Source organism: Phyllobacterium sp. T2-21 (genome assembly GCF_055378485.1).
The window spans coordinates 2,294,308-2,307,365 of the sequence record NZ_AP027912.1 but is presented as its reverse complement, the minus strand read 5'-3'; the positions used below and the strand labels follow the sequence as shown (position 1 = coordinate 2,307,365).

Here is a 13,058-nt window from a genome sequence, read left to right as displayed (position 1 = left end):
GATGGCAGACCTCCTTCCGGTTGACGAAGCGCTGCGGCGCATCCTGGCCAATGTGGATCTGCTTGAACCGGAAACCGTTGCGCTCGGCGATGCGGGCGGACGCGTGCTCGCTGCCGACCTGCATGCCACCCGCCAACAACCGCCCTTTGCCGCCTCGGCGATGGATGGCTATGCCGTGCGCGCCGCCGATGTCGCCAGCGTGCCTGTCCGCCTGAAGCTGGTGGGTCAATCCGCTGCCGGGCATGCCTTCCAAGGCTCGGTCGATCCGGGCGAAGCCGTGCGCATCTTCACCGGCGCACCGGTGCCGGCGGGTGCCGACAGCGTGGTCATTCAGGAAAATACTTTGCCGCATGGCGACGAGGTGGAGATCGTCGAGACCATTGCTTTTGGCCGCAACATCCGCGCGGCCGGCCTCGATTTCAACAGCGGCGATGTCCTGCTTGCCGCCGGCCGGCAGCTTGATCCGGCGGCCCTTGCCCTCGCCGCATCCGCCGATCATCCGCATCTGTCCGTCGTGCGGCGTCCGCGCGTCGCGATATTGGCGACCGGCGATGAACTGGTCAGCCCCGGCGAAAGCTACCGGCCCGACCAGATCATTGCTTCCAACAGTTATGGTCTGGCTGAAATCGTCCGCAATGCGGGCGGCATCGCCATCGATCTGGGCATTGCCGAAGACCGGCTCGAAGCGTTGAGCGATGCGCTGGACCGCGCTGTTGCAGCGCAGGCCGATATCCTGGTGACACTCGGCGGCGCCTCGGTTGGCGACCATGATCTGGTCCAGCCTGCCCTTGCCGCGCGCGGCATGGAACTCGATTTCTGGAAAATCGCCCTGCGTCCCGGCAAGCCGCTGATGTTCGGCCATCTCCAGGGCATGCGCATTCTCGGCCTGCCCGGCAATCCCGTATCGAGCCTGATCTGTGCGCATATATTCCTGACGCCGCTTATCCGCACCTTCATGGGGCTATCGCACGCGCCCGATCTGCGCGCTGCGGTTCTCGGCACTGATATGCCCACCAATGACCAGAGGCAGGATTACGTCCGGGCGCGCATCGTCACCGGACCGGATGGCACGCTGACCGCGACGCCGTTTCCGCTGCAGGATTCATCCATGCTGAAATTCCTCGCCGACGCCAATGGACTGATCATCCGCGAACCGCATGCGCCAGCCCTTGCCGCCGGTTCGCCCTGTACAATCCTGATGTTACGCTGATTTAAAAACCGGGCCTCTGGAGTCATGGGTCAGTCCACAACTCCAGAGCGGTATCGCCTGAGAGCAACCCAAGGCAATTCTTATACTCAAATCAGGCAGTTAACCGGTGCTCTCTACGGTCACTTTCCGTTATATTGGCAAGGTCTATTGCTTTTTGCAACCTAGACGCGTGCCGGAAAGATGGTTCGAGTGTTTTGCCCTGTTTGACCGCCTCGACAAACCGCTGATAGTTCGTCGCGACAGGCTCGACCTCGACCTCTTTCCACACCGCCGTTTCGACGTCCTCGCCGAGGCAGACCAGCAGCTTGGAGCCGTCATGACGGTGCACGACTTCGAATGCACCCTTGTCGCCGTAGACGCGCAGGCGCAGCTCATTGACATGTCCCGTGGCCCAGCGGCTTGAATGGACGACACCCAGCGCGCCATTGGTGAAGCTCACCGTCATGGTGAAACTGTCATTGGCGTCGAGTTCATATTCGCCGATGCGATTGCCTTCCGCCTTGTCGAATGCCTTGAGGCGGCAGAACACCTCGTCGATTTCCGTATCGGTGCCATAGACGACGAAATCGAGAATATGCACGCCGACGTCACCAAGCGTGCCATTGGAGCCGTGCTTCTTTGACAGACGCCAGAGCCAGCGGCTTTCCGTCTGCCAGTCGCCCCACATTTTCGAGACAAGCCAACTCTGGAGGTACGATGCTTCCACGTGCCTGACCTTGCCGATCTGGCCGCTGGTGACCAACTTGCGGGCCGCCTGCAACTGCGCGACATTGCGATAGGTCAGGTTCACCATGCCGACGAGACCCGCCGCCTCGATCTCGTCGGCCATTTCGGCGGCGTCTTCATAATTGGCCGCAAGCGGCTTTTCGCAGAACACGTGCTTGCCCGCCGCGATGCACTGCAGGGTCGTGGCGTGGTGGATGCTGTCGGGCGTAACATTGGCCACCGCATCGAAATCGCCCCAGGCCAGTGCCTCCTCCAGCGAGGTGAATGCCCGCTCGATGCCATATTCCGCGCGGAACGCTTCCGCCCGGCCCGGATCGACATCCACCGCGCCCGCCAGTGTTACCCCTTCGATTTCAGCGAAATTCTTGGCATGGGAATTGGCCATACTGCCGGTACCCAAGATCAAAAGACGCATTGGTCCAGTCCTTCACATGAATGTGCCGCACGCTGCAACGCGGTGCCGGCATTGATACTGCGGATATTGGAAACGGCCGCGCGCGGGCCGTCCCCGATCGGATCGGCGTTTAGCGGAAACCTTCCTCGCCGGCTTCATGCAGGCTGCCGCCGCGGGCGGTGATGGGCTCGATGGCCTGTTCGACCGGCGTGTTCGGCGCCGTATTGAGTTCCGGATAGCGGTTGGGGTTATAAGCCCAGTTCACCGCATTGCGCAGGACAAGCCCGACCGTCTCGTCGTGATAGGTTGGATAGGTTTCGTGGCCGGGACGGAAATAGAACACGTTGCCCGCGCCCTTGCGGTAGGTCAGGCCGGAACGGAACACCTCGCCGCCCTGGAACCATGAGACGAAGATCGTCTCGAGCGGTTCCGGCACGGAGAACGGCTCGCCATACATCTCTTCGTTTTCCAGCTCGAAATAGCGTGGCAGGCCTTTTGCGATGGGATGGCCGGGATTGACCACCCAGAGCCGCTCGCGCTCACCGGCTTCCCGCCAGTGCAGCGCACAGGGCGAGCCCATCAGGCGCTTGAAGATCTTGGAGAAATGGCCTGAGTGCAGGACGATGATGCCCATGCCTTCCCAGACACGCTTGGCAACGCGCTCGACCACGTCGTCGGCGACATCGCCATGGGCGCGGTGCCCCCACCAGATCAGCACATCGGTTTCGTCCAGTACCTTGTCGGTCAGGCCGTGTTCGGGTTCCTGCAGGGTGGCGGTCTTGACCGCGATATTGCTGTCGGACTTCAGAAGCTTGGCAATCTGGTTGTGCATGCCTTCGGGGTAGATTTCGGCGACGGTCTTGTTCAGCTGTTCATGAACATTTTCGCCCCAGACGAGCGTGCGGATGGTCATCTTTGTCTTCCTATTCATTGCATATGCGGTTGGGAGGATGCTCAGTTCAGTTTGACGCTGCCGGCCTGCCCGATTGATCGAAGCGGTGGACATTGTCGTTGATCGGCGAAATGTGGAGCAGTTCGCCGGGCTGCTGGCTTGCAGTCCCGTCCTGTCTGACGACAAGCGGGTCCTTCGCGCCAATATCGATGTAGAGATAGGTCTCGGAACCGAGGTTTTCGGACAGGATCAGCTTGCCGTTCCAGGTGCCGCCCCTGTCCTTGATTTCGAGATGCTCCGGCCGCACGCCGAGCGTGTGGGCGCGGTAGGTATCCGCGTGTTTCTCAGTGAGGAAATTCATCTTCGGTGACCCGATGAAACCGGCGACAAAGACTGATTGCGGCTTCTCATAAAGCTCCAGCGGCGTGCCGACCTGCTCAACGATGCCATCGCGCAGCACACAGATCCGATCCGCAAGCGTCATCGCCTCCACCTGATCGTGGGTGACGTAGATCATCGTGGTCTCGTGCATCTTGGCATGCAGTTTGGCGATCTCGAGCCGTGTCTGCACGCGCAAAGCGGCATCGAGATTGGACAGCGGTTCATCGAACAGGAAGACTTTCGGATCGCGCACGATGGCCCGGCCGATGGCCACGCGCTGGCGCTGGCCGCCGGAAAGCTGTTTCGGCAGGCGGTCGAGATAGGCGGTGATCTGCAGCATGTCCGCCGCCTCGTTCACCCTCCGCTTGATTTCGTCTGTGCCGCCCTTGGCCAGTTTCAGGCCGAACGCCATGTTGTCGAACACCGTCATGTGCGGATAGAGCGCATAGGACTGGAACACCATGGCAATGCCGCGCTGCGATGGCGTCAGGCTGTTGACCACCTTTTCGTCGAAGGCGAGCGTTCCGGCGGTGATGTCCTCGAGCCCGGCGATCAACCGCAGCAGTGTGGATTTTCCGCAGCCGGAAGGGCCGACGAACACCATGAATTCGCTCGGGCTGATTTCCAGATCGACCCCCTTGATGACGTCGAACGTACCGAAGGACTTGCGGACATTGTTGAGATGAATAGCTGTCATTTGAGTTACCCCTTGACGCCGCCGGCGGTGAGGCCGGAAATGATCTTGCGTTGGAAAATCAGGACGAGAACAACGAGCGGCACCGTCACGATGACGGATGCGGCCATGATCGTGCCCCACGGGATTTCATGCGCACTGGCTCCGGACAAAAGCGCGATGGTGACCGGCACCGTGCGCACCTCGGTCGAAGACGTGAATGTGAGGGCAAACAGGAACTCGTTCCATGCGGCGATGAAGGCGAGCAACCCGGTCGTTACCATCGCCGGCCACATCAGCGGCAGGAACACCTTGGTGATGATGACCCAGGGCGTTGCGCCATCGACAATGGCCGCCTCCTCGATTTCCACAGGCAGATCGCGCATGAAGGTGGTCAGCACCCACACGGTGAACGGCAATGTGAAGATCGTGTAGGAAAAGACGAGACTCCACAGCGTGTTGTAGAGGCCGAGAAAGCGCACGACCTCGAACAGGCCTGCCAGCACCGCAATCTGCGGGAACATCGAGACGGACAGGATGGTCAGCAGCAGCAGCGAACGGCCGCGAAACCGCACACGGGCCAGCGCAAAGGATGCGGTGACGGCGATCAGCAAAGCCAGCAGCACCACCAGTGTCGACACGACAAGCGAATTCAGCAGATTGCGGGTGAAACTGCCGGCATTGATGACCGATACGTAGTTTTCCAGCGAGAACGACGACGGAAAATACTCGACGGTGAACAGGTTGCTGCCGGTTTTGAAGCTGGTGATGATGGCGTAATAGAACGGAAAGACCGCCAGCACGACAATCAGGGTGACGAGCGCATAAAACGCCGTGTTCTTGGTGAGATTCCAGATCATCAGCGGTCTCCTCCGTCGAGGCGCACGCGGCCAAGCCAGATCGCCAGCACGGTCATCAGGGCGATCACCAGAAATAGCAGCGTCGACTGTGCCGAACCATAGGCGAACTTGTCGAATTCGATGAGATTTTCCCGCGCCAGCACCGACATGGTCTTGGTCTGCGAGCTGTTGGGCGTCAGAACATAGATCAAGTCGAAAATGCGCATGGCATCGAGCAGGCGGAAAATGATGGCGACCATCAGCGCCGGCTTGATCAGCGGCAGGGTGATGCGGAAAAACTGGCGGATCGGATGCACGCCGTCGATATGCGCGGCTTCATAAATGTCCTTCGGCACCATCTGCAGGCCTGCCAGAATGAGCAGCGCCATGAAAGGCGTGGTCTTCCAGACATCGACGATCAGCACCGCCGTCATGGCCGTATCGGCACTCGCCGTCCAGGCGATGGGATGGCTGATGAAACCAAGGCGCATGAACAGATCGTTGAGAATGCCGAACTGGTCGTTCAGCATCCAGCCCCACAGGCGGGCTGACACGATGGTCGGGATCGCCCAGGGAATGAGGATGGCAGCGCGGACAATGCCCCTGCCCTTGAACTCGGCATTCAGAACAAGCGCGACGATCATGCCGAAAAAGGCTTCCAGCGCCACGGAGATGATGCTGAAGCGCACTGTGTTCCACACGGCGTTCCACCAGGTCGGATCGACCAGAAGTCCTGAGAAGATCGTGCGGCCGCTTTTCAGCTGGATCCACGACAGATAGTTCTTGAATCCCACCCATTTGGCCGCACTCATATTGGTCAGCGAGGCATCAGTGAACGAGAAATAGATTGTCCGAAGCAAGGGCCAGCCGGCAACAATGGCCAGCGCGATGATCATCGGAATGAGAAACAGCTGCGCCGAGCGGGCGCGCTGCCGCAAAAGCTCTGAACGTGCGGTGGAAGGCGTCATGCTCGTATTCCTGCCCGTGTGGTTCCGGATGAAGCGAAAGCGTCAGGCAAACGGTGCGAACGGGTTCGGGAGGTTGTGAACGCCATCCGCACCGTGCCCTTTTGCTGGCAGGGGTCTACCAGCTGTTTCCCTTGAGTTCGGTCAGCTTTGCTTCCAGAAGCTCAAGGTTTTCGGCAGCGGTGCCATTGCCCGATAATGTATCGTGGACCGCGCTCCAGAACATGTTGGACACTTCATTGTATTTCACCTTCGTCGGCGCCGAGGGGCGCGGAACGGAATTTTCAAACACCGGCTTCCAGTTTGGAATCAGCGGCTGCGCGGCGGCGATATCCTTGTCGTCGTAGAGCGCCTTGATGGTCGGCATGCTGGCCTGGGAAATCGCCCGCGCCTTCTGCTGTGCGGGAGAGCCGAGGAACAGCGCCAGCTTGATCGCCTCTTCTGGCGCCTTCGAGTATTTTGAAACCGCCAGGTTCCAGCCGCCAAGCGTTGCAGCGGAGTTCTGGCCCTCCTTGCCGCTCGGCAGGGGTGCCACGTCGAACTTGCCCTTGATGGCGCTGCCATCGGCCCCGGCCAGCGCATAGGCATAGGGCCAGTTGCGCATGAAAACGGAATTGCCGGTCTGCCAGACACCGCGTGCCTCTTCCTCCGTGTAGGCGAGCACGCCCTTGGGCGAGATGGTATCGACCCAGCCCTTGGCGCGGTCGATGGCCGCTGCGGCTTCCGGATTATTGATCGAAATCGTGCCGTCCGCCTCGACAATCTGCCCACCGCCCGAGGATTTTACCCATTCGAGCGCGTTGCAGGTCAGGCCCTCATAGGCATTGGCCTGGAAGACAAAGCCATAAATGCTCTTGTTGCCGCCCGCCCGCTCGCCATCCTGGATTTCCTTGGCGGTTGCCGCCATCTCGTCCCAGGTTTTTGGCACCGGCTTCTTGTACTTTTCCAGCAGGTCCTTGCGGTAGTAGAGCGCCGGGGCGTCGGTGAACATCGGCAAGGCGACCAGCTTGCCGCCGACGGTCTGGCTTTCGATGATCGACGGTATGTGCTGATCGATAACGTCCTTTGCGGCTTCCTTCAGGTCGAGGAACTGGTCGGCCAGCTGCGGCGCCCAGATCACGTCGGTGCGGTAGACGTCGATATCGGTATTGCCGGCGGCGAGCCACAGGCGGTACTGACCGAAATTGTCGGAACTGTTGGCTGGCATGGCAACGATGGACACCTTGTTGCCGGTTTCCTTCTCGAACTGGTCAAGCTGCTTGCGCAGGAACTCGCGTCCATTGCCGGTGTCGCCGGATACGATCGCCAGATTGGCGGCAAAAGCCCCCGAAGCCAGCAAGGTCGTGGTCAAAAGGGTCGCAATGAATGATTTGGCTTTCATGATTTCCTCCCAAAAATCTGACAGAATCGGCTGCCGCACATCGCAGCGATGCTTGGCCCCTCTTCAAAAACTCCTCCTGAAGCGCTTTGGAAATCATTTGAAACATCAAAATTCAAAGCGCTTTGAATGAAAAATGGCAAAGGCTCTTTCACCTGTCAAGCCGCAAATTGGAGACACAAGCCAGACATCAAGGTCAACCACATGGAGAAATGGATTATTATATATATGTTACAGTGCATTATACGGTATTGCTGAGAACACGAATTCCGGGCTGCCGCCCCGTTGAAACAGCACGGAGCCGACCACGGATCACAATATCGCGAGCAATTTACCAAAGCGCTTTGAATTTAGCCTCTGGTTATGTTTATTATTTGGAGTCATATCTGCATTGCCTGAACAGACCGTACTGGATTGCTTGCCATGAAACTCAAGGAACTGGCTGAACAACTGGGCCTCTCGCAAACGACCGTCAGTCGCGCCCTGAACGGCTATCCTGAAGTCAACAAGGCGACGCGCGAACGCGTCAGCCAGGCAGCCCTCAAATTCGGTTACAGCGCGAATGCCAATGCCCGGCGCCTTGCCATCGGCCGCATCGGCGCCATCGGCATCCTGATGCCGCGCGACCGCAGCGAACGTTTCGGTCCGCACACGAGCGAGTTCTTTTCCGGTCTGGCCGAGCAGCTGTCGCAGCATGAAATGGACCTGCTGATGAGCCCGAGCATCAACAATGACGAGCTTGCGGCCTACCGGCGGCTGATTTCCAGCAAGCGCGTGGACGGCATCATCGTCACCGGCCCCACCCTGATGGACGAGCGGGTCGCCATGCTGACGGAAGCGAAATTTCCCTTTGTGCTGCACGGGCGAACCAATATCGCCGCCCCGCATGCCTGGCTCGACATCGACAATGCCGGCGCCTTCCGGCAGGCGGCATCGCACCTGATCGATCTCGGCCACCGGCATATCGCGATGATTGACGGGCTGAAGGGCCACACGTTTTCCGAACACCGGGAAATGGGTTATCGCGAAGCATTGCTGGAGCGCGGCATTGCCGTTGATCCGCGCTTCATCGTGCATGAGCGTTTTTCCGATGAAACCGGTTTCCATGAGGCGCAGCGGCTCTTGTCCTATACGCCGCATCCGACCGCCATTCTCGCCGGCTCGATGATGACGGCGCTCGGCATTTTCCGCGCCATCCGTTCAAGGGGCTATGAACTCGGCAAGGAAGTTTCGGTGATCGCCCATGACGACGTGTTCCCCTATCTCAATGCCAGCAACATGGTCCCCGCCATGACCACCACCCGGTCGTCGATCCGCTCCGCCGGATCGCGTATCGCCGAACTGCTGGTGCGCGTCCTCGACGGCGAGCCGGTCGAGAACATCCATGAGATATGGCCGGTCGAACTCATCCTGCGCCAATCGAGCGGTCCGCCCGTCGCCCCGCGCCGGTGAGTGCCTAGCCCAATTCGAAGGTTGTGATGCCAAAAATCCGGTCGAGCGGCAATTCGGGCGCCGGTCCGCGATACATGCGTGCGGTTTCGAACACCGGCGCGAGACCATAGCGGTCGCAAAGGCGCCGCGCGGCCCCATTGGTCCCGGGAATATCCAGAAAGACCTGTGCATCCCCGGCTTTTGCTGCGAGCGATTGAAACAGCCGGTCGGCGATCTCTTCGGTTTCGGCAAACAAGGGACCGATTTTGCAACCCTCGCGGCATGCGCGCACGACGCCATACCCCGCGATTTTTCCGTCGGCAATGCAGGCCAGGCCGTGGCGGGAGCCGGACGGGCCAAGCCAGGCACGGATAAACGATTCCCGTGGTTCGGGATTGAATTGACGGTCATAGGCGGCGACGGCGCCAATCCATTGCGTATCGATGGCGACGATATCGCCGCTGACGGGTGCCCTGCAGCCGGGTGCGCCGCCATAGCGGTAATTCGCATGGGCATAGACAAACCCCGACTTCCGATAGTTTTCCTGCTGGGCAACGACACCATCAAGGCCGACGGTCTGTCCGGCAAATCCGCTCAGCACGTCCTGCCAGAGCGACCAGCCGAAACCCAGACCGCGCGATTGCGGACGCACCATGTAGAAACCGAGAAAGCCGTAGTCTCGCGCATAGCGGACCAGCGAGACCGCTGCCGTCAGCTCACCATTCACCTCAAGCACGTGATAGCCCTTGGGGTCCGCGGCCCAGAATGCATCCGCATCGTCCAACCCGGGGTTCCAGCCCTCGGCGGCCGCCCAGTCGATGATGCTGCCAAGATCCCGGCGCTCGGCGATTCGGATGAAAGCTGTCATGATATTGTGATATCCAGTTGGAAACCGGCGGAACAGTACCCTGAACGGGCGCATTTCTGCCCCCACAAGCTTCGTAACCAAGCTTCCAGCATTGCCGCAACGGAATATTAAGCACTTGTAGAACAATGCTGGAACAGATAGTGTTTGTTCTGGTTTTGTTTTTCCGATTCCCTGCTAAAGGATCGCCAATGCTCACGCGTAAACAACATGAACTTCTTCTCTTCATTCATGAGCGTCTGAAGGAGACGGGCATTCCGCCATCCTTCGACGAAATGAAGGATGCGCTGGATCTGGCCTCCAAATCCGGCATTCACCGGCTGATCACTGCGCTGGAAGAGCGCGGCTTCATTCGCCGGCTTGCGAACAGGGCGCGCGCGCTGGAAGTCCTGCGCCTGCCCGACTCCATCGCACCCGGCCTCAACAGCCAGAGAAAGTTCGAGCCGAGCGTCATCGAGGGCAGTCTCGGACGCAATGTTGCACCGCCGAAGCCGCAGCCGCGCGCCTCCAACGACATGGATATGCCTGCCAATGTCAGCATTCCGGTCATGGGCCGGATTGCCGCCGGTGTGCCGATTTCTGCGATCCAAAACCAAACCCACATGCTGAGCCTTCCGCCAGACATGATCGGCAGCGGCGAACATTATGCGCTTGAGGTCAAGGGCGACTCGATGATCGAAGCGGGCATTTTCGACGGCGATACCGTTGTCATCAAGCGCGGCGACACCGCGAGCCCCGGCGAAATCATCGTGGCGCTGGTCGATGACGAGGAGGCCACCCTCAAGCGGTTTCGCCGCAAGGGTGCCTCGATTGCCCTGGAAGCCGCCAACCCTGCCTACGAAACGCGGATTTTCGGACCGGACCGCGTGCGGGTGCAGGGCAAGCTCGTCGGCCTGATCCGCCGTTATTGACCGGCCGCCGCGTCCCGTTCAGCATTGTCCGGGACGCCTTCGGTCGCGTGGGCCTTGTGTGAACGCTCCGGCCGGTTGCGCGCCGCATTGGAGTGGATGCGGTACTTGTTCCAGGGTCGGTCCGGCGGACCGATCGCCCAGGTCAGGCGGGCCGACTGCACTCTTTGCTCCAGCGCTTCTCCGGCTTTCGATAGATTCGTCAGGTCACCCTGCCCTTGCCCGCCGGAACCGAACCGGATTTCGGCAGCACCGTTCAAGGCGAGATCACGGCGCGTGATCACCATCGGACCGGGAACGGGGCAACCGGTTTCCACACCGGCAAAGCCCAGCACGACAATATTCCCCTCGCTGCAGGCGGCGTTCCTTTGCGCGGGATCATCCGTATAGGCAATGACGAGACCGCCCGGTTCTCGCGCCAGACAGAGCTTTCCGGCGCATTCGAAGGCACCCTCCGCTGCCTTTTTGCCGATCCGCGCCGGTTTGACGATCTGTTCCAGCCCAAAGCCCTGCCGCCAGTTGTTCAACGTGAAGGCGCCGCCCTGCGGGCGATTGATCATCAATGCCGCGCCATTGCGCACACCGGCCAGCCGGCCATCCTCGGACAGGACGATATCCGGCGGCGCTGTGCGTGCCATGATCAGGACGGCCGCAGCAAACAGCGGCAGGCTGCACAGACGCAACCACGACGTCGTGAGAAGCAGGATCACAAGTGCCGCACTCATCAGGATCAGGCTCGGCTGCGGCATCGGACCAAGATTGCCCGAGGGCGAGAGTGCGGCAACGTGATGGGCGATGAACACCACCATCTCGATGCCGCGTTCCATGACGGCGAACGGCAGGAAATCCAGATCGAACGGCATCAGCAACAGCGCCAATACGGCGAAGGGCATGACCAGAACCGAGACCACGGGCAAGGCAAATGCGTTGCCGATCAGTCCGAGCGGTGCGGTATTGTTGAAATGATAGGCGGCAAAGATCGCACTGGCCGAACCGGCGACCAGGGATGTCAGCGCGACGTCAACGATGTGATCGCCGATCTTGCCGGGCAGCTGCGCCAACAGATTGCTGCGGCGCGGACGCCTGCCATTCCGGCCGGCCTTGCGCGGCGACCACCAGCCGTAAAGGGCAATCAGTGCGGCAGTGGCGGAATAGGACATCTGGAAGCTTGGCCCCATCACCTCGTGCGGCGCGATGGCAATGGTTACCAAGGCGGCCAGGGCAACATTGCGCAGCGACAGCGCCGCCCGGTCCACGGTCATGGCGACAAGCATGACTGCCAGCATGACAAAGCTGCGCTGGGCCGCCACGTCGATCCCCGAAAGCAGCAGATAGAAGGCCGATGCCAGCAGCGCTGCGCATGCCGAAAATTTCTTGATGGGATAGCGCGCGGCAAAGTCCGGAAAAAAGGCCATGCATGCGCGCAGCGAGCCGATGACGATCCCGGCCACGAGCGCCATGTGCAATCCCGAAATGGAGAGGATATGCGACAGGCCGCTCAGCCGCATGGCGTTGTTGGTGGCCTCGCTGATGCCATCGCGCTGGCCGGTGATCAGCGATGCGGCGATGGCACCGGCTTCTCCAGGTATATGACCGAGGATACGATCGGTGAGCGCCTGGCGCATCGCAGCGACGGCAAACAGCGTTCTGGTTGTCAAATCAGCCGGTTCCGGCAGAGAGGCTGCTTCGGGCCTGCCGAGAAAGAAGCCGCTGCCGCCGATGCCCCTGTAGTAATTGTGGAAGGCAAAGTCGTAATTGCCGGATCGCACGGGACCGGATGGCGGGCGCAGATGCACCAGACCGCGCAACCCGTTGCCTATGGCGGCTTCAGGTGGCAAGGCTCTGGCCGATACAACCAGCCTTGCCGGGGCATAATGCAGCTGCGGGCGCTCTGTCGCCACGACATCCACCGTCACGCGCCAGCCGCCCCGGTCGGCGCGGTTGATCGCGACGACGCGGCCGGTCAGCCGCGTGGTGACGGCGGAGCCAAGCATTGGCGTATCCAGCCGCAGCGTTTCCAGTTTGGCGCAGAGCATGCCCATGACAACCAGCAGGGCGGCGGAAAGGCACATCCCGGTCAGATGCCGCTCGCGTGCCAGGAGTTTGAACCCGGCAAGCGCGGTCAATCCGAAAAGGATGGCGCTCAGCCGCGGTTCCACGGGCAAGCCGAAATAGGCGATAGCGCCGCTGCCGGCAAAAACCGGAACGAACAGAAAAAGACTGCCGCGATCATAATCCCGCCCGCATGCCCGGGAAACGGCCGGGAGCAAATCCTGCCCCAACTCCATGCGCCGGCGCAGCGCTACGGACAGACTCACGCCTCGCCGGGTGACGGCAATATTTTGGGATATTTGGGTCGCAAGACCCGGCTCATCGTCCGCCGGACGATCAAAAAA

General features: G+C 60.6%; 11 protein-coding genes. 3 read left to right on the top strand and 8 right to left on the bottom strand.

What is annotated here, in order from left to right; all coding sequences use genetic code 11:
• Window position 1: 1 nt before the first annotated feature.
• Window positions 2-1,210, top strand: coding sequence for a molybdopterin molybdotransferase MoeA (locus ACZ5FP_RS11545; RefSeq protein ID WP_464660244.1), 1,209 nt, complete (start codon window positions 2-4; stop codon window positions 1,208-1,210).
• A gap of 91 nt (window positions 1,211-1,301) precedes the next feature.
• On the opposite strand, the gene ACZ5FP_RS11540 is transcribed toward ACZ5FP_RS11545, so the two are convergent.
• The 6 genes from ACZ5FP_RS11540 to ACZ5FP_RS11515 form a co-directional block, all read right to left on the bottom strand.
• Complete coding sequence (locus ACZ5FP_RS11540; protein ID WP_464660243.1) at window positions 1,302-2,351, bottom strand: Gfo/Idh/MocA family protein; 1,050 nt, start codon at window positions 2,349-2,351, stop codon at window positions 1,302-1,304.
• Window positions 2,352-2,460: 109 nt separating this feature from the next.
• Entirely contained in the window at window positions 2,461-3,243 is a 783-nt protein-coding gene (locus ACZ5FP_RS11535; RefSeq protein ID WP_464660241.1) for a ThuA domain-containing protein, read from the bottom strand.
• Between the two features lie 46 nt (window positions 3,244-3,289).
• A complete protein-coding gene (locus tag ACZ5FP_RS11530) occupies window positions 3,290-4,300 on the bottom strand; it encodes an ABC transporter ATP-binding protein (protein WP_464660239.1) in 1,011 nt (336 codons plus the stop codon).
• 5 nt (window positions 4,301-4,305) lie between these two features.
• Entirely contained in the window at window positions 4,306-5,136 is an 831-nt protein-coding gene (locus tag ACZ5FP_RS11525) for a carbohydrate ABC transporter permease (protein WP_223615017.1), read from the bottom strand.
• Window positions 5,136-6,083 (bottom strand): carbohydrate ABC transporter permease, encoded by a 948-nt coding sequence (locus tag ACZ5FP_RS11520; protein ID WP_346306815.1) that lies wholly within the window; start codon window positions 6,081-6,083, stop codon window positions 5,136-5,138. The genes ACZ5FP_RS11525 and ACZ5FP_RS11520 overlap by 1 nt, the downstream gene beginning before the upstream one ends.
• Before the next feature lie 115 nt (window positions 6,084-6,198).
• Window positions 6,199-7,461, bottom strand: a complete 1,263-nt coding sequence (locus ACZ5FP_RS11515) for an ABC transporter substrate-binding protein (protein ID WP_464660236.1) — start codon at window positions 7,459-7,461, stop codon at window positions 6,199-6,201.
• Window positions 7,462-7,881: 420 nt separating this feature from the next.
• Here ACZ5FP_RS11515 and ACZ5FP_RS11510 point away from each other — a divergent pair, with 420 nt between their 5' ends.
• The gene (locus tag ACZ5FP_RS11510) at window positions 7,882-8,910 is read left to right on the top strand and encodes a substrate-binding domain-containing protein (RefSeq protein ID WP_464660234.1); all 1,029 of its coding nucleotides are present in this window, start codon (window positions 7,882-7,884) and stop codon (window positions 8,908-8,910) included.
• Between the two features lie 4 nt (window positions 8,911-8,914).
• On the opposite strand, the gene ACZ5FP_RS11505 is transcribed toward ACZ5FP_RS11510, so the two are convergent.
• Window positions 8,915-9,757, bottom strand: a complete 843-nt coding sequence (locus ACZ5FP_RS11505; protein ID WP_464660233.1) for a GNAT family N-acetyltransferase — start codon at window positions 9,755-9,757, stop codon at window positions 8,915-8,917.
• Window positions 9,758-9,945: 188 nt separating this feature from the next.
• Here ACZ5FP_RS11505 and lexA point away from each other — a divergent pair, with 188 nt between their 5' ends.
• The gene (gene lexA / locus ACZ5FP_RS11500) at window positions 9,946-10,665 is read left to right on the top strand and encodes a transcriptional repressor LexA (RefSeq protein WP_105733144.1); all 720 of its coding nucleotides are present in this window, start codon (window positions 9,946-9,948) and stop codon (window positions 10,663-10,665) included.
• On the opposite strand, the gene ACZ5FP_RS11495 is transcribed toward lexA, so the two are convergent.
• Window positions 10,659-12,980, bottom strand: coding sequence for a ComEC/Rec2 family competence protein (locus ACZ5FP_RS11495; protein ID WP_464660231.1), 2,322 nt, complete (start codon window positions 12,978-12,980; stop codon window positions 10,659-10,661). The genes lexA and ACZ5FP_RS11495 overlap by 7 nt on opposite strands.
• Window positions 12,981-13,058 lie beyond the last annotated feature (78 nt).